This window comes from Burkholderia sp. Bp8998, from assembly GCF_003854235.1.
Classification (GTDB): Bacteria; Pseudomonadota; Gammaproteobacteria; order Burkholderiales; family Burkholderiaceae; genus Burkholderia.
This window is the reverse complement of record NZ_QTQF01000029.1, coordinates 39,518-56,512: the sequence shown is the minus strand read 5'-3', so window position 1 is coordinate 56,512 and position 16,995 is coordinate 39,518. Positions and strand designations below refer to the sequence as shown.

At 64.3% G+C, this 16,995-nt stretch carries 12 protein-coding genes; 5 read left to right on the top strand and 7 right to left on the bottom strand.

Annotation, left to right across the window (positions count from 1 at the left end; genetic code table 11):
* Positions 1-159: 159 nt before the first annotated feature.
* Positions 160-621: a DUF2147 domain-containing protein gene (locus tag DIE06_RS25950; RefSeq protein ID WP_124663828.1), complete on the top strand. Its 462-nt coding sequence runs from the start codon at positions 160-162 to the stop codon at positions 619-621.
* 102 nt (positions 622-723) lie between these two features.
* Here the strand turns inward: DIE06_RS25950 and DIE06_RS25945 are convergent, their stop codons facing one another.
* The 6 genes from DIE06_RS25945 to typA form a co-directional block, all read right to left on the bottom strand.
* Complete coding sequence (locus DIE06_RS25945) at positions 724-1,134, bottom strand: transposase (protein ID WP_185733477.1); 411 nt, start codon at positions 1,132-1,134, stop codon at positions 724-726.
* A 144-nt stretch (positions 1,135-1,278) separates the two neighbouring features.
* On the bottom strand, positions 1,279-2,376 hold the full coding sequence (gene zapE, locus DIE06_RS25940; RefSeq protein WP_124663826.1) for a cell division protein ZapE: 1,098 nt from the start codon (positions 2,374-2,376) through the stop codon (positions 1,279-1,281).
* A 99-nt stretch (positions 2,377-2,475) separates the two neighbouring features.
* Entirely contained in the window at positions 2,476-3,906 is a 1,431-nt protein-coding gene (gene lpdA, locus DIE06_RS25935) for a dihydrolipoyl dehydrogenase (protein WP_124663825.1), read from the bottom strand.
* Between the two features lie 81 nt (positions 3,907-3,987).
* On the bottom strand, positions 3,988-5,265 hold the full coding sequence (gene odhB / locus DIE06_RS25930) for a 2-oxoglutarate dehydrogenase complex dihydrolipoyllysine-residue succinyltransferase (protein WP_124663824.1): 1,278 nt from the start codon (positions 5,263-5,265) through the stop codon (positions 3,988-3,990).
* 135 nt (positions 5,266-5,400) lie between these two features.
* Positions 5,401-8,265 carry a 2-oxoglutarate dehydrogenase E1 component gene (locus DIE06_RS25925; RefSeq protein ID WP_124663823.1) on the bottom strand — a complete coding sequence of 955 codons (2,865 nt, stop codon included), beginning with the start codon at positions 8,263-8,265 and terminating at the stop codon, positions 5,401-5,403.
* 608 nt (positions 8,266-8,873) lie between these two features.
* Positions 8,874-10,700 carry a translational GTPase TypA gene (typA, locus tag DIE06_RS25915; protein WP_124615704.1) on the bottom strand — a complete coding sequence of 609 codons (1,827 nt, stop codon included), beginning with the start codon at positions 10,698-10,700 and terminating at the stop codon, positions 8,874-8,876.
* Positions 10,701-11,034: 334 nt separating this feature from the next.
* Between typA and DIE06_RS25905 the strand changes: the two genes are divergently transcribed.
* The 4 genes from DIE06_RS25905 to DIE06_RS25890 all read left to right on the top strand — a co-directional run bounded on the left by DIE06_RS25905 (position 11,035) and on the right by DIE06_RS25890 (position 15,968).
* Entirely contained in the window at positions 11,035-11,529 is a 495-nt protein-coding gene (locus DIE06_RS25905) for a MarR family winged helix-turn-helix transcriptional regulator (protein WP_124663822.1), read from the top strand.
* A gap of 84 nt (positions 11,530-11,613) precedes the next feature.
* Positions 11,614-13,110 (top strand): efflux transporter outer membrane subunit, encoded by a 1,497-nt coding sequence (locus tag DIE06_RS25900; protein WP_124663821.1) that lies wholly within the window; start codon positions 11,614-11,616, stop codon positions 13,108-13,110.
* A gap of 52 nt (positions 13,111-13,162) precedes the next feature.
* The gene (locus tag DIE06_RS25895) at positions 13,163-14,380 is read left to right on the top strand and encodes an efflux RND transporter periplasmic adaptor subunit (protein ID WP_124663820.1); all 1,218 of its coding nucleotides are present in this window, start codon (positions 13,163-13,165) and stop codon (positions 14,378-14,380) included.
* A 28-nt stretch (positions 14,381-14,408) separates the two neighbouring features.
* Positions 14,409-15,968, top strand: coding sequence for a DHA2 family efflux MFS transporter permease subunit (locus DIE06_RS25890; RefSeq protein ID WP_124663819.1), 1,560 nt, complete (start codon positions 14,409-14,411; stop codon positions 15,966-15,968).
* A gap of 91 nt (positions 15,969-16,059) precedes the next feature.
* Here the strand turns inward: DIE06_RS25890 and truB are convergent, their stop codons facing one another.
* A complete protein-coding gene (gene truB, locus DIE06_RS25885) occupies positions 16,060-16,992 on the bottom strand; it encodes a tRNA pseudouridine(55) synthase TruB (RefSeq protein WP_124663818.1) in 933 nt (310 codons plus the stop codon).
* Positions 16,993-16,995: the final 3 nt, after the last annotated feature.

Genomic DNA, 16,995 nt, shown 5'->3' with positions numbered 1-16,995 from the left:
AAACAGCCCGCGTCTCTCGCGGGCTGTTTCGATTAGAGTCCCCTCTATCAAACGCAGCGCGCGGTTTCACGTATTCTGGCAACGCTCGCAACATGCCACCGCCCCATGCAGACGGTCGTGCGAGCACATCGAACACGACATGAAACAAGGAGGAAGACAATGATTCAACTGACCCGCCCGTTGCGCGCACTGGCCGTCGCAAGTGCACTGCTCGCTTGCGCCGCCCCCACCTTCGCCCAGGCCGACAGCCCCATCGGCATGTGGCAGACGATCGACGACAATACCCATGCACCGAAGGCGCTCGTGCAGATCGCCGACGACGGCGAAGGTTCGCTGTCGGGCAAGGTCGTCAAGGGTCTCGGCGCCAACGACACGCCCGATCGCCGCTGCACCGCATGCACGGACGAACGCAAGGATCAGCTCATCAAGGGCATGACGATCATCAAGGCGATGAAGAAGGACGGCGACCACTGGGACGGCGGCAACATCCTCGACCCGGAAAACGGCAAGGTCTACAAGTGCAAGATGTCGCTGGAAGACGGCGGCCAGAAGCTCGTCGTGCGCGGCTACATCGGCGTATCGCTGCTCGGCCGGTCGCAGACCTGGGTTCGCGCGCAATAATGCGACGCGCGTCGACACGCGCGACGCAATGAGAAATCGGCCTGCGACGACGTCGTCAGGCCGATTTCCTTTTGATGTGGGCGTGAATGAAATCGATCGATATCACGCCGCATGCTTCAACGTATCCGGTGCATAGCTGCCCGGTGCGCGATACGCCGGCGCTGCCGCACTCCGCACCGCCGCCGCCTTCGATTGCGTGTGCTTGCGCATCCGTGCGGACAGTGTGTTGCACAGGTTCACGCCTGCGTCACCGTACAGCTCGCGCATCACCTGCATCAACGTACCGGTCTCATGCCAGACCTTGAAGCGGCGATGGCATGTCTGATACGACGGGTAACGACGCGGCATCGCGGACCAGGTCGCGCCGCTATAGATCACCCAAAGTACGCCGTTCAGGACGGCGCGCGTGTTGGCCAATGGTCGGCCGCGCAACTCGGTGCGCGGCTGCATTTCGGGTAGAAGCGGCACGACGCAGCGCCACTCATGGTCGGTCAGATCGCGATACGGTGTCATGAACATCTCCAGCCTTAGGAACCATGACACAACGATATCGGCTGACCTCAACCGTGAATATAAGACAAGTCCGAAAATACCCCGAGACCGCGAGAATTTGACCGGAATTGACGTTTGATGCCCGTCACTTGTCGAAAACTGCGATCAGGTCAGCGAAGTATCGACGATGCGGCGCGGCGTTTCGAGGTATTCCTTCGACTGCATCTCGACGATCCGCGATACCGTGCGCGCGAACTCGTTCGCCATCGGCCCTTCGACGTACAGTTGCTCCGCCGGCACCGCCGCGGACATCAGCAGCTTGACCTTGTGGTCGTACAGCACGTCGATGAGCCAGGTAAACCGCCGCGCCTCGGACGCCATCCGCGGTGACATCTGCGGCACTTCCGACAGCACGATCGCGTGGAAGCGGCTGGCCAGCTCGAGATAGTCGTTCTGCGAACGCGGGCCGCCGCACAGTGTCGCGAAATCGAACCAGACGACCCCGTCGGCCTTGCGCAGTGCCTTCAACTCGCGCTTCTCGATATGCAGGATCGGGCTTTCGTCCGGTACCGCGGCGAGCTTCGCGAACGCATGACGCAGTTCGCGATCCGCGTCCGCGCCGAGCGGCGTGTGATACATCTGCACCTGCGCGAGCGTGCGCTGGCGATAGTCGACACCCGCGTCGACGTTCAGCACGTCGAGCTTTTGCTTGAGCAGCGCGATCGCCGGCAGCATGCGGTCTCGATGCAGGCCATCGGGATACAGATCGTCGGGATCGTAGTTGGACGTCATCACGAACTGCACGCCGTTGTTGAACAGGCGATCGAGCAGCCGGTAGAGGATCATCGCGTCCGCGATGTCCGACACGTGGAATTCGTCGAAACAGATCAGCCGATAGCGCTTCGCGATACGTCGCGCGAGCTCGTCGAGCGGATCGGCCTGCCCTTTCAGTTCCTCGAGCTCGCGGTGGACTTCACGCATGAATTCGTGGAAGTGCAGGCGCGTCTTGCGCTGCACGGGCACCACCGCAAAGAAGCTGTCCATCAGGAAGCTCTTGCCGCGACCGACGCCGCCCCACATGTAGACGCCGCGCGGGAGGTCCGGATGATTGATGAGCTTCTTGAACGCGTTCGAGCGGCGCGCCTTGTAGTCGACCCATTCGTCGAAACAGTGCTGCAGGCGATCGACGGCCGCGCGCTGCGCGGGATCGGACTGATAGCCGCGCGTGGTCAATTCGCGCGTGTAGTATTCGGTGACGTTCATCAGGCAAACCGGAAAAAACGAAGGCGAGCGGGAAACCCCCGCCCGCCTTCGTCATGAGACGGCTGCGCCGACCGATGGCCGGCCGACGCTATACCGCGCTCAGCTGTTCAGCGAGCGCTTGTCGACGGCGAGCGCCGCTTCGCGCATCACTTCCGACATCGACGGGTGCGGATGGCAGATGCGGGCGATGTCTTCCGACGCCGCCTTGAATTCCATCGCCACCACGGCTTCCGCAATCAGGTCCGACGCATTCGCGGCGATCACGTGCACGCCGAGCAGTTCGTCGGTCTTCGCATCCGCGATCATCTTCACGAAGCCGTCCGGCGCGTTCATGCCGAGCGCGCGGCCGTTGATCGAGAACGGGAACTTGCCCGACTTGATCTCGCGGCCCTCGGCCTTCAGCTGCTGTTCCGTCTTGCCGACCCATGCGATTTCCGGGTACGTGTAGATCACCCACGGAATGCAGTTGTAGTCGATGTGCGGCTTCTGGCCGTCGATCACTTCCGCGACCAGCACGCCTTCGTCTTCCGCCTTGTGCGCGAGCATCGGGCCGCGCACCACGTCGCCAATCGCGTACACGTTCGGCACCGCCGTACGGCAGTGGTCGTCCACGTCGATGAAGCCGCGCTCGTTCGCCTTCAGGCCGATTGCCTCGAGGCCGAGGTTGTCGGTATTCGGCACGCGGCCGACCGACACGATCAGGCGGTCGGCGTCGAGCGTCTGCGCGTTGCCGTCCTTGTCCGTGTAGGCGATCGACACACCGTTCTCGGTCGCCTTCACTTCACCGATCTTCACGCCGAGATGGATGTCGAGGCCCTGCTTCTTGAACAGCTTGGCCGCTTCCTTCGCGAGCGCTTCGTCGGCTGCGCCGAGGAATGCCGGCAGCGCTTCGAGCACCGTCACTTCGGCACCCAGGCGGCGCCACACCGAGCCGAGCTCGAGGCCGATCACGCCTGCGCCGATCACGGCGAGCTTCTTGGGCACCGAGTCGAACGTCAGCGCACCTTCGTTGTCCGACACGATCTTGTTGTCGACCGGGATGCCCGGCAGGTGACGCGCCTTCGAGCCCGTCGCGATGATCACGTTCTTCGCGGTGACGACTTCGGTTTCACCCTCGCCGCTCACTTCGATCTGCACGCCGGCGTCCGTCTTGCCGGTGAACTTGCCATGGCCCTTCAGCCAGGTGATCTTGTTCTTCTTGAACAGGAACTCGATCCCGCTCGTCATCTTCTCGACGATCGCGTCCTTGCGGCCCAGCATCTTCGCGACGTCGATCTTCACGCCGTCGACCGTGATGCCGTGGTCGGCCAGGTGATGCGACGTGTTCTCGAACTCTTCCGACGATGCGAGCAGCGCCTTCGACGGGATGCAGCCGACGTTCAGGCACGTGCCACCGAGCTTCAGCGCGCCGGCCGGGTTCTTCCACTTCTCGATACAGGCAACGGTCTTGCCGAGCTGCGCGGCGCGAATCGCGGCGATGTAGCCGCCGGGGCCGGCGCCGATCACGACGACGTCAAATTCCTTGGACATGACAATCCTTTCTACTTGTACGCCCGCACGCTCGCGCGTGTGCGCGAGCGTGCGGGGCGGGTCAATGCAGTGAGACTCGGCTTACAGGTCGAGCAGCAGGCGTGCCGGATCTTCCAGCGCGTCCTTCATCGCGACGAGCGACAGGACTGCTTCGCGGCCGTCGATGATCCGATGGTCGTACGACAGTGCCAGGTAGTTGATCGGACGGATCACGATCTGGCCGTTTTCGACAACCGGGCGCTCCTTCGTCGCGTGCACGCCGAGGATGGCCGACTGCGGCGGGTTGATGATCGGGGTCGACAGCATCGAGCCGAACACGCCGCCGTTCGAGATCGAGAACGTACCGCCCGTCATTTCCTCGATCGACAGCTTGCCGTCCTTCGCCTTCTGGCCGAATTCGGCGATCTTCTTCTCGATCTCGGCGAGGCTCAGCTGATCCGCGTTGCGCAGGATCGGCACGACCAGGCCGCGCGGCGAACCGACCGCGATACCGATGTCGAAGTAGCCGTGGTAGACGATGTCGTTACCGTCGATCGACGCGTTCACCAGCGGGAACTTCTTCAGCGCGTGCACGGCCGCCTTCACGAAGAACGACATGAAGCCGAGCTTCACGCCATGTTCCTTCTCGAACTTGTCCTTGTACTTGTTACGCAGTTCCATGACCGGAGCCATGTTGACTTCGTTGAACGTCGTCAGGATCGCGTTGGTCTGCTGCGACTCGAGCAGGCGCTCGGCGATACGCGCACGCAGGCGCGACATCGGCACGCGCTGTTCCGGACGGTCGTTCAGCCACGTCGCTGCCGACGCCGGCACCTTCACTTCCGGCAGCGACGGCTTCGCAGCGGCGGTCTTCGCCGGTGCGGCGGCCGGAGCAGCCTTCGGTGCGCTGCCTGCGGCCAGCGCGTCGCCCTTCGTGACGCGGCCGTCGCGGCCCGAACCTGCGACGTCGCCCGTCGACAGGCCCTTCTCGGCCAGCAGCTTCGCTGCGGCCGGCGATGCGGCGGCCGAGCTCGATGCCGTTGCGGCAGCCGGCTGTGCGGCCGGTGCGGCTGCGGCGGGCGCTGCTGCCGGCTTGACTTCGGCGGCACCTGCCGCTGCTTCGGCAGCACCTGCCTTCGCTTCGGTGTCGATCGTCGCGATCAGTTGATCGGCAACCACCGTGTCACCGTCGTTCTGCAGCACTTGCGCGAGCACGCCCGCTGCCGGTGCCGGCACTTCGAGCACGACCTTGTCGGTCTCGAGTTCGATCAGAATTTCGTCTTGCGCAACTGCTTCGCCCGGCTTCTTCTTCCACTGCAGCATGGTCGCTTCCGAAACCGACTCCGAAAGCTGGGGGACTTTGACTTCTACGATAGCCATGTGATTTTCCTGGATGCTTAATCTGGGTAATGACGAGGTTCGTGCGACTCCTTCGGCCGATGCGGCGCGCCACGCGCCCGGCAGGCCAAGGAAGACGGGAAAGCGCCGCGCGCCTTCCCGTTTCGCTTCCGTCGGTTATTTCGCGATCGATCCGCTCTTCAGGCGGCCGAATGCCCCTTCGATCAGGGCCTTCTGCTGCTCGTAGTGCTTCGCGTAGTAGCCAACCGCCGGCGAGGCCGAAGCCGGACGGCCGCTGTATGCCAGCTTCTGCCCTTCCTTCATGCCTTCCTTCAGATGGTGCTCGACGTAGAACCAGGGACCCTGGTTCTGCGGCTCGTCCTGCACCCAGACCACTTCAGTCGCGTTCTCGTACTTCTTCATTTCGGCTTCGAACTGCTTGTGCGCGAACGGATACAGCTGCTCGATACGGATGATCGCGACGTCGTTCGCCTTCGCTTCGCGGCGATGCGCGACGAGGTCGTAGTACACGCGGCCCGAGCAGGCCAGCACGCGCTTGACCTTCTTCGCGTCGATGCCGCCGTCGGTTTCGCCCAGCACCGGCTGGAACGAACCCTTCGCCAGTTCCGACAGGTCCGACACCGCTTCCTTGTGACGCAGCAGCGACTTCGGCGTGGCGACGATCAGCGGCTTGCGGAACAGGCGGATCATCTGGCGGCGCAGCAGGTGGAAGATCTGCGCCGGCGTCGTCGGTTGAACGACTTGCATGTTGTGATCGGCACACAGCTGCAGGAAACGCTCGATGCGCGTCGACGAGTGTTCCGGACCCTGGCCTTCGTAGCCGTGCGGCAGCAGCATCGTGAGACCCGACACGCGGCCCCACTTCACTTCGCCCGACGAGATGAACTGGTCGATCACGACCTGCGCGCCGTTGACGAAGTCACCGAACTGGGCTTCCCACAGCACGAGCGTATTCGGCTCGGCGGTCGAGTAACCGTATTCGAAGCCCAGCACCGCTTCTTCCGACAGCACCGAGTCGATCACCGTAAACTTCGCCTGACCGTCGGCGATGTTCTGCAGCGGCACGTACGTGCCGTCGTTCCAGCGCTCGCGGTTCTGGTCGTGCAGCACCGCGTGACGGTGCGTGAACGTGCCGCGGCCCGAGTCCTGGCCCGTCAGGCGCACCGAGTAGCCCGATGCGACGAGCGACGCGAATGCGAGGTGTTCGCCCATGCCCCAGTCGAGCGGCTGGTCGCCGCGCGCCATGTTGCGGCGGTCGTTGATCACGCGCTCGACGAGCGGGTGAACCTTGAAGTTATCCGGGACCGTCGTGATGCGTTCGCCGAGGCGCTTCAGTTCGGCGAGCGGCACGGCCGTGTCGGCTGCATCCGTCCACTTGCGGTTCAGGAACGGAACCCAGTCGACCGCGTACTTGCTCTTGTAGTTCGACAGGACCGGGTCGACCGTGTGATGACCGTCGTCCATCGCCTTGCGGTATGCCTTCACGTAGTTGTCGGCATCTTCCGCGGTGATCACGCCCTGCTGCACGAGCTTTTCGGCGTACAGCGCACGGGTGCCCGGGTGCTGCGCGATCTTCTTGTACATCAGCGGCTGCGTGACGGCCGGCGTGTCCTGCTCGTTGTGGCCCAGCTTGCGGAAGCAGACGATGTCGATCACGACATCCTTGTGGAACTGCATCCGGTAGTCGATCGCGATCTGGATCGCGAGCACGACGGCTTCCGGATCATCGCCGTTCACGTGCAGCACCGGCGCTTCGATCATCTTGACCACGTCGGTGCAGTACAGCGTCGAGCGCGCATCGCGCGGGTCCGACGTCGTGAAGCCGATCTGGTTGTTGATGACGATGTGCAGCGTGCCGTGCGTGCCGTAACCGCGCGTCTGCGCGAGGTTCAGCGTTTCCATCACGACGCCCTGGCCGGCGAAGGCCGCGTCGCCGTGGATCTGCACCGGCAGCACTTGCAGGCCGTCTTCGTCGCCGCGACGGTCCATGCGCGCCTTCGCGGAACCTTCGACCACCGGGTTCACGATTTCGAGGTGCGACGGGTTGAACGCGAGCGACAGGTGGACCGGGCCGCCTTCGGTCGACACGTCCGACGAGAAGCCCTTGTGGTACTTCACGTCACCGGCCGGCAGGTCGTCAACGTGCTTGCCTTCGAATTCGGCGAACAGGTCGGCCGGCATCTTGCCCAGCGTATTGACCAGCACGTTCAGGCGGCCGCGGTGCGCCATGCCGATGATGATTTCCTGCACGCCGCTCTTGCCTGCATGCTGGACGACTTCGTCCATCGCCGCGATGAAGCTTTCGCCGCCTTCGAGCGAGAAGCGCTTCTGGCCGACGTACTTGGTGTGCAGATAGCGCTCGAGGCCTTCCGCTGCCGTCAGGCGATTCAGGATGTGCTTCTTCTTGTCGATCGAGAAGGACGGCGTCGCGCGCGTCGACTCCAGGCGCTCCTGCCACCAGCGCTTCTGCTCCGGATCGCTGATGTACATGTACTCGGCGCCGATCGTACCGCAGTACGTGTCACGCAGGCCCTTGACGATGTCGCGCAGCGAAGCCTGGTCGAAACCGAAATACAGGTTGCTTGCGCTGTACGTCTGGTCGAGGTCGCCTTCCGAGAAGTCGTAGAACGCGGGTTCGAGTTCGGGAATGGCGGGACGTTCGCGACGCTTCAGCGGATCCAGATTGGCCCATTGCGAGCCGAGGAACCGATATGCGCTGATGAGGGACTGGACGTGGACCTGCTTGCGCGCGGTCGCCAGATTGCTGGTGCTTTCGCGCGGGATGAAGGCATTGGCCTTCGCACGCTCGGCAAACGATTCGACGATCGGGAAATGAGCGACGTCATTGGCATTCGAGCCGTCCGTTGCAGGCACGTTCTGCAGCGCGTCGAAATACTCTCGCCAGTTCTCCGGCACCGACGCCGGATTGTTGAGATATGCATCGTACAGTTCTTCAACGTACGAAGCATTGCCGCCGAACAGATAGGAGTTCAGCTGAAACTGCTTCATTACATCTGACATTTTACGCTCACCTTTCTTCGAGCTTCTCGAGAAATAGCGGGTTACTCAACCTTCCGCGACACGGCCTGACCGTTTAGCGGATTGCGAATCAAGTCTTGCTTGGAAGGACCTAAAACTTGCGTGCGCGCAGCATATCACAGAACCGTTACCGGAGTTCACGACGAAATGTGCCTGAAAGCACCGCGTGACGGGGTTGTGCCGGATTGCCACGCCCCGCGGGAACAGTGTTTTGCAGTCCGCCCGACTGCACATCGCGCCAATCGGGATAGGGGCGGTCAGTAACCTGGCCGATCCCCTCCCACACCACCCGGCATGCGGGTCCGCACCGGGCGGTTCGAGCAGTTGAGGTCAGGAGAGTCGGGGAACGCCAAGCCGGTCGAAGTAAGCAGTGGGCAACGCTCGGTTCAGCATCTGATAGCTATTGCGCCACCAGCAACGGCTGTTCCTCCCCACACTCGGTCGCCCTCATGCAGTTGCGCTTCACTTCATTTGCCGTGATCAGCTCATGGCGGGACTTGCACCCGCAGGAGTGCGCCCATGCTGGGCGCACATGCAAAAAAGGCTGCCCGAAGGCAGCCCTTTCCGTCATGCACGGGAACAGTCGATGCTCAGTCGACCGCGCCTTCGCGGCTCGCGCGGCGACGCTCGTGCTCCTTCAGGAAGCGCTTGCGCAGGCGGATCGACTGCGGCGTCACTTCCACGAGTTCGTCGTCGTCGATGAATTCGACCGCGTATTCGAGCGACATCTGGACCGGCGGCACGAGACGCACGGCTTCGTCGGTCCCCGACGCACGCACGTTGGTCAGCTGCTTGCCCTTGATCGGGTTCACGACGAGGTCGTTGTCGCGGCTGTGGATGCCGATGATCATGCCCTCATACAGCGCGTCGCCCGGCTTCACGAACATGCGGCCGCGATCCTGGAGCTTCCACAGTGCGTATGCCACCGCCGCGCCGTCGTCCTGCGAGATCAGCACGCCGTTGCGGCGCTCGAACACCGAGCCGTCCTTGACCGGCGCGTACGAGTCGAAAATGTGGCTCATCAGGCCCGTGCCGCGCGTCAGCGTCAGGAATTCACTCTGGAAGCCGATCAGGCCGCGCGCCGAGATCTTGTATTCGAGACGCGTGCGGCCACGGCCGTCCGACGCCATGTCGAGCATTTCGCCCTTGCGGCGGCCGAGCTCCTCCATCACGCCACCCTGGTGCTCGTCCTCGACGTCGACGGTCAGCAGTTCGTACGGCTCGTGCCGCACGCCGTCGATTTCCTGCATCACCACGCGCGGACGCGACACGGCGAGCTCATAGCCTTCGCGGCGCATGTTCTCGACGAGAATCGTCAGGTGCAGTTCGCCGCGGCCCGACACTTCGAACACGGTTTCGTCGCCCGTGTCCTTCACGCGCAGCGCGACGTTGTGGTTCAGTTCCTTCATCAGGCGGTCGCGGATCTGGCGGCTCGTCACGAACTTGCCTTCACGGCCGGCCAGCGGCGACGAGTTGACGAGGAAGTTCATCGTCAGCGTCGGCTCGTCGACGGTAATCATCGGCAGCGCTTCGGGCGTATCGACCGCGCAGATCGTCGCGCCGATGCCGACGTCTTCAATACCGTTGATCAGCACGATGTCGCCGGCTTCGGCCGACTCGACCTGCACGCGCTCGAGGCCCTTGAACGACAGCACCTGGTTGATCTTGCGGTTCAGCACGTCGCCCTCCGGACCGAAGCGCATCACGACCGGCTGCCCCGGCTTGATGCGGCCGCGCGTGATGCGGCCGACGCCGATCCGGCCGACATACGTCGAGTAGTCGAGCGACGTGATCTGGAGCTGCAGCGGCGCTTCCGGATCGGCCGGGCGAACCGGCACGTGCGCGAGGATCGCTTCGAACAGCGGGCGCATGTCGCCTTCGCGGGCCGCCGGATCGAGCGACGCATAACCGTTCAGGCCCGATGCGTAGACGATCGGGAAGTCGAGCTGCTCTTCGGTCGCGCCGAGCTTGTCGAACAGGTCGAAGGTCTGGTTGATGACCCAGTCGATCCGCGCACCCGGACGGTCGATCTTGTTGACGACGACGATCGGCTTCAGGCCGAGCGCGAGCGCCTTCTTCGTGACGAAGCGCGTCTGCGGCATCGGACCTTCGACGGCGTCGACGAGCAGCAGCACCGAGTCGACCATCGACAGCACGCGCTCCACCTCGCCACCGAAGTCCGCGTGCCCCGGCGTGTCGACGATGTTGATGTGCGTGCCTTCGTATTCGACCGCGCAGTTCTTCGCGAGAATCGTGATCCCGCGCTCTTTTTCGATGTCGTTCGAGTCCATCACCCGCTCGGCAATCTGCTGGTTCTCGCGGAAGGTGCCGGACTGGCGGAGCAGTTGGTCGACGAGCGTGGTCTTGCCGTGGTCGACGTGAGCGATGATGGCGATATTGCGAAGGGCGCGGGTCATAGAAACCTGGAAATTCGTTGAACGCGCAAACGCGCACGCTCGTCAGTCACCGGGACACGTGCGCGCGCGTTGCAGCTTGGAAAGCCACAAATTATAGCACGTGAGAATGTCGAAAGCCGGACCAGCGGTTGCAACGCAGCAAACGAAGCCTTCCCGCCCTCGCCACAAGCGAGGCAAACCGGCCGGCGCCGCCACCGGTGAGCCGAAAACCCTGGCGACCACAAGGAGATTCCGGACCGCGGAGCGCGCCCTCGCCCGATCGATTAACATTTGCCGCGGCAAGCAAATTGCGCCTATACTGCTGCCTAGTCAACTATTGCAGCTTCAGGGTTTTATGTCGGATTCTCCTTCCCAACCGCCGGTTTCACCGCTTTCCACGTATCAGATGAACGACAGCGTCGGTTATCTGATGTCGCGCGTGAAATCGGTGATGACCAATCTCGTCACGCAGCGCACGCAGGAAGAGCTCGGCATTACGGGCACGCAGGCGAGCATGCTGTTCATGATCGCGGTCGGCAAATGCTCGACGGCCGCCGAGCTCGCGCGGGAATACGGGATCGACGCGAGCGCGGTCACCCGCCTGCTCGACCGTGTCGAGAAGCGCGGCCTGCTGTCCCGTGTGCGCAGCATCGAGGATCGGCGGGTCGTGCGCCTCGAGTTGACCGACGAAGGCCGCGCGCTTGCCGAGCGGCTGCCCCCGGTGTTCCGCAGCGTGCTCGACGAACTGCTGGGCGGGTTTACGCCCGAAGAAGTCGGCTTCCTGAAGAGCATGCTGCGCCGCATTCTCAGCAACTACTGCGAGACTGCGGGCGGTGGCGTCGCGCAATAGTTGCCATAACAATTACTTTTGACAGATTAATGTAAGGAAATCCTTGCAGTGTCCATCATTCATTCCGAGTCAGGGAGCCGCGCGATGAAATCCTCCCCGTTGTCCGTGCGCGCCGGGTCGTGCCGCGCCGCCGTCGCCGCCGCGGTTGCCGCACTGGCGCTGGCGGGCTGCGCAAACTACATCGGCATCAAGAGCGACAAGCAGATCGCTCCTCCATCGCAATTCGAAACCACCCAGAGCCTGCCCGCCCAGGGCGGCCAGTGGCCGGCGCTCGACTGGGCCAACCAGTTCGGCGATCCGCAGCTGCCGAAACTGATCGACGAGGCGCTGCAGGGCAACCCGTCGATCGCCCAGGCGCAGGCGCGCATCGCGAAGGCGTCGTCGTACATCGAATCGTCGCGCTCGAACCTGATGCCGAAGGCCGAAGCCAGCTATTCGTGGACGCGCGAGCTGTATTCGTCGAACGCGCTGTTCCCGCCCCCTTACGGCGGCCAGTGGTACAGCGAGAACAACGCGCTCGCGAGCGCGTCGTGGGATCTCGACCTGTGGGGCAAGAACCGCGAGCGCCTGCATATGGCCGTGTCGCAGGAAAAGGCCGCCGAAGCCGACATGCAGCAGGCGCGCATCACGCTCGCGTCGTCGGTCGCCCGCACCTACAACTCGCTCGCGCAACTGTATGCGCTGCGCGACATCGCGCAACGCGAGATCACCAACCGCCAGACGGTCGGCAAGATCACCGACGGCCGCGTGTCGGCCGGTCTCGACACCAACGTGGAACGCCAGACGGCGCGCGGCAACATCGCGACGACCCAGGCGTCGCTGTCCGACCTCGACGGCCAGATCACGACCGTGCGCTACCAGCTCGCCGCGCTGCTCGGCAAGGGTCCGGACCGCGGGCTGCAGATCGCCGCGCCGGTCATGAACCCGACCGGCGAAGTCGCACTGCCCGGCAACCTGCCGGCCGACCTCGTGTCGCGCCGCCCGGACATCGTCGCCGCGCGCTGGCAGGTCGAGGCCGCGATGCACGACGTGAAGGAAGCGAAGGCCGAATTCTTTCCCGACGTGAACCTCGCGGCCGCCTTCGGCTTCGATGCGTTCGGCTGGGGCAAATTCCTGAATTTCGCGAGCCGCCAGGCACAGTTCGGCCCGGCGATCCACCTGCCGATCTTCGATGCCGGTGCATTGCGCGCGCAGCTCAAGGGCCGCTATGCGGACTTCGACCTGTCGGTCGCGAACTACAACCAGACGCTGATCAACGCGCTGAACGACGTCGCGACGCAGGTCGCGTCGATCCGCGCGGTCGATCGCCAGATGGACGACGCGCAGCGTGCGCTCGATGCGTCGACACGTGCGTACGACCTCGCCGTGATCCGCTACAAGGCCGGCCTGTCGCCGCAACTCCAGGTGCTGACCGCAGACAGCAACCGCCTCGCATCGGAACAGACGGTGACCAACCTGAAGATGCGCCGGCGCGACATGCAGCTCGCGCTGATCAAGGCACTTGGCGGCGGGTTCGACGCAACCGGCACGCGGCTCGCCGCACCCGACGCCGACATGCAGACAAGCCAGGCCGCGAACTGATCCGGCGCCACTACTACGCAGACACTCGAAATAACGGACGGAGAAAATCGCCATGAGCGACCCTCAACAAAACGCCGCCAGCGCACAGCCGCAGAACAACGGGAAGCGCAAACGGATGATGACGCTGCTGATCGCGGTCATCGTGATCGCGGCCATCGCGTACGGTCTGTACTACTTCCTCGTCGCGCGCTTCCATGAAGAGACCGACGACGCGTACGTGAACGGCAACGTCGTGCAGATCACGCCGCAGGTCACAGGTACCGTGATCGCCGTGAAGGCCGACGATACGCAGACGGTCAAGGCCGGCGATCCGCTGGTCGTGCTCGACCCGGCCGACTCGCAAGTCGCGCTGCAGCAGGCCGAGGCCAACCTCGCGCAGACGGTGCGCCAGGTGCGCGGCCTGTTCGTCAACGACGATCAGTACCGCGCGCAAGTCGCGCTGCGCCAGTCCGACCTGTCGAAGGCGGACGACGACCTGCGCCGCCGGATGGCCGTCGCGCAGACGGGCGCCGTGTCGCAGGAGGAAATCTCCCATGCACGCGACGCGGTGCGCGCCGCGCAGGCGTCGGTCGACGCGGCGCAACAGCAACTCGCATCGAACCGCGCACTGACCGCGAACACGACGATCGCGTCGCACCCGAACGTGATGGCCGCGGCAGCGAAGGTGCGCGACGCGTACCTCGCGAACGCGCGTAACGTGCTGCCCGCGCCGGTCACCGGCTACGTCGCGAAGCGCTCGGTGCAGGTCGGCCAGCGCGTGTCGCCGGGCAACCCGCTGATGTCGGTCGTGCCGCTGAACGCGGTGTGGGTCGACGCGAACTTCAAGGAAGTCCAGCTCAAGCACATGCGCATCGGCCAGCCGGTCGAATTGACCGCCGACATCTACGGCTCTTCAGCCGTCTACCACGGCAAGATCGTCGGCTTCTCGGCCGGGACGGGTTCGGCGTTCTCGCTGCTGCCGGCGCAGAACGCGACGGGCAACTGGATCAAGGTCGTGCAGCGTCTGCCGGTGCGTATCGAGATCGATCCGAAGGAACTCGAGAAGCATCCGCTGCGCATCGGCCTGTCGATGCAGGTCGACGTCAACATCAAGGACGAGCGTGGCGACCAGCTCGCCAACGCGCAGAACACGGTCTACGAAACGAACGTGTTCGCAAAGTACGGCGACGAAGCCGACGCCGAGATCGCGCGCATCATCGCCGAGAACGCTGGCGGCAACGCGCCGGCACCAGCCGCGGCGAAGTCGAACGGCGCCGCGAAGATGATGTAACGGCTCCGACTCCGGAAAAACTACCGACATGGCACAGGCTCCCGTCTCCCACCCGCCCCTGCAGGGCGGGCAACTCGTGCTCGGAACGATCGCGGTATCGCTCGCGGTGTTCATGAACGTGCTCGACACGTCCATCGCGAACGTCGCGATCCCGACCATCTCGGGCGATCTCGGCGTGTCGTCCGACCAGGGTACATGGGTCATCACGTCATTCGCGGTCGCGAACGCGATCTCCGTGCCGCTGACAGGCTGGCTGACCGACCGCTTCGGCCAGGTCCGCCTGTTCCTCGCGTCGATCATCCTGTTCGTCATCTCGTCGTGGATGTGCGGACTGGCGCCAAGCTTGCCGTTCCTGCTCGCGTCGCGCGTGCTCCAGGGCGCGGTCGCCGGGCCGATGATTCCGCTGTCGCAATCGCTGCTGCTGTCGAGCTATCCGCGCGCGAAGGCGCCGATGGCGCTCGCGCTATGGTCGATGACGACGCTGATCGCACCGGTCGCGGGCCCGATCCTCGGCGGCTGGATCTCGGACAACTATTCGTGGCCGTGGATTTTCTACGTGAACATCCCGGTCGGTATCGCCGCCGCGCTGACCACATGGTCGATCTATCGCACGCGCGAATCGACGGTGCGCCGCGCGCCGATCGACGGCGTCGGCCTCGCGCTGCTCGTGCTGTGGGTCGGCTCCCTGCAGATCATGCTCGACAAGGGCAAGGATCTCGACTGGTTCTCGTCGACCACGATCATCGCGCTCGCGCTGATCGCGGTCATCTCGTTCGCGTTCTTCGTGATCTGGGAGCTGACGGCGGAACATCCGGTCGTCGACCTGTCGCTGTTCCGCAGGCGCAACTTCACGGGCGGCACGATCGCGCTCGCGGTCGGCTACGGGCTCTACTTCGGCAACCTGGTGCTGCTGCCGCTGTGGCTGCAGACCCAGATCGGCTATACGGCGACCGATGCAGGCCTCGTGATGGCACCCGTCGGGCTGTTCGCGATCCTGCTGTCGCCGCTGACCGGCAAGTTCCTGCCGCGTACGGACCCACGCTACATCGCGACCGCCGCGTTCCTGACGTTCGCGCTGTGCTTCTGGATGCGCTCGCGCTACACCACCGGTGTCGACGAGTGGTCGCTGACGCTGCCGACGCTCGTGCAAGGCATCGCGATGGCCGGCTTCTTCATCCCGCTCGTGTCGATCACGCTGTCCGGCCTGCCCGGCCACCGCATTCCCGCGGCATCGGGCCTGTCGAACTTCGTGCGGATCATGTGCGGCGGCATCGGCACGTCGATCTTCCAGACCGCGTGGGACCACCGGAACAACTTCCACCACGCGCAGCTGGTCGAGCAGACCAACCCGTACAACCCGACGTTCAACCAGGCCGTCACGCAGATGGGCAACCTCGGGCTGACGCAGGACCAGGCGCACGGCCTCATCAACAACATGGCCACGCAGCAGGCCGCGCAACTCGGCGTGAACGACCTGTTCTACATCTCGGCGGCGATCTTCGTGCTGCTGATCGGACTGATCTGGATCACGAAGCCCGAACGCGCGGGCGGCGGCGATGCGGGTGCCGCGGCGTCGGCTGCACACTGAGCACCGCGCTCGAACGAGCGCGCCCAACAAAAAGCCCGGTCGAAAATCGACCGGGCTTTTTTTCGCTCCGACGGCGCTTGCGCGCCGCGCGTCATGCGGCCGTCACGACGAGGCGTTCGGGTGCGAGCACGCCGTTGACCTTGCGAGCCACGCCGAGCAACCGGACCGCGTCGTACACGCGCACACGCTCGCCCTCCGCCGCATCGATCGAATCGAGCGCCGACAGCGGCAAACGCTGGCCATGCAGGAACCGCTTCGCGCAGGCTTCATCGAGACGCACCAGCGGAAACGTCGACAACAGCGCGTCGACCGGCTGAAGCCACGCGTCGCGCATCGCTTCGGCGGCATCGGACAGCGCGTCAAGCGTCACCGCATGTTCGAGCGTCAGCGCGCCGACACCCGTGCGACGCAGCATCGTCAGATGCGCGCCGCAACCGAGCGCTTCACCGATATCTTCGGCGAGCGTGCGCACATACGTACCCTTGCTGCAGGTTACGCGAAACGTCACGTCGGGCAGTTCGCAGGCCAGCAGGTCGAGCGCATGGATCGTCACGTTCCGGCCTTCCCGTTCGACGGTCTGGCCCGCGCGCGCATATTCATAGAGCGGCTTGCCGTCGCGCTTGAGCGCCGAATACATCGGCGGCACCTGCACGATCTCGCCGGTAAAGCGCGCGAGTGCCGCCTCCACCGCCGGGCGGTCGCATGCGACAGCGCGCGTGTCGAGCACGTCACCTTCCGCGTCGCCGGTGGTCGTACGCACGCCGAGACGCATCGTCGCTTCGTAAGTCTTGTCCGCTTCCAGCAAGTCCTGCGAGAACTTCGTCGCCTCGCCGAAGCACAGCGGCAACAGGCCCGAGGCCAGCGGATCGAGCGTGCCGGTATGGCCGGCTTTCTTCGCGAGAAGCAGACGCTTCGCGCGAATCAGTGCGTCGTTGCTCGACAGGCCGACCGGCTTATCGAGCAGAAGGACGCCGTCCAGCGCGCGCCGCGGCACGCATGGACGCTGGGGGGCTGCAGTCGTCATAGG

What these genes read in the sequence shown, in the direction of transcription:
- DIE06_RS25950 (WP_124663828.1), top strand. Translation starts at nt 160, where the DNA reads ATGATTCAACTGACCCGCCCGTTGCGCGCACTGGCCGTCGCAAGTGCA.
- DIE06_RS25945 (WP_185733477.1), bottom strand. Translation starts at nt 1,134, where the DNA reads ATGACACCGTATCGCGATCTGACCGACCATGAGTGGCGCTGCGTCGTG.
- zapE (WP_124663826.1), bottom strand. Translation starts at nt 2,376, where the DNA reads ATGAACGTCACCGAATACTACACGCGCGAATTGACCACGCGCGGCTAT.
- lpdA (WP_124663825.1), bottom strand. Translation starts at nt 3,906, where the DNA reads ATGTCCAAGGAATTTGACGTCGTCGTGATCGGCGCCGGCCCCGGCGGC.
- odhB (WP_124663824.1), bottom strand. Translation starts at nt 5,265, where the DNA reads ATGGCTATCGTAGAAGTCAAAGTCCCCCAGCTTTCGGAGTCGGTTTCG.
- DIE06_RS25925 (WP_124663823.1), bottom strand. Translation starts at nt 8,265, where the DNA reads ATGTCAGATGTAATGAAGCAGTTTCAGCTGAACTCCTATCTGTTCGGC.
- typA (WP_124615704.1), bottom strand. Translation starts at nt 10,700, where the DNA reads ATGACCCGCGCCCTTCGCAATATCGCCATCATCGCTCACGTCGACCAC.
- DIE06_RS25905 (WP_124663822.1), top strand. Translation starts at nt 11,035, where the DNA reads ATGTCGGATTCTCCTTCCCAACCGCCGGTTTCACCGCTTTCCACGTAT.
- DIE06_RS25900 (WP_124663821.1), top strand. Translation starts at nt 11,614, where the DNA reads ATGAAATCCTCCCCGTTGTCCGTGCGCGCCGGGTCGTGCCGCGCCGCC.
- DIE06_RS25895 (WP_124663820.1), top strand. Translation starts at nt 13,163, where the DNA reads ATGAGCGACCCTCAACAAAACGCCGCCAGCGCACAGCCGCAGAACAAC.
- DIE06_RS25890 (WP_124663819.1), top strand. Translation starts at nt 14,409, where the DNA reads ATGGCACAGGCTCCCGTCTCCCACCCGCCCCTGCAGGGCGGGCAACTC.
- truB (WP_124663818.1), bottom strand. Translation starts at nt 16,992, where the DNA reads ATGACGACTGCAGCCCCCCAGCGTCCATGCGTGCCGCGGCGCGCGCTG.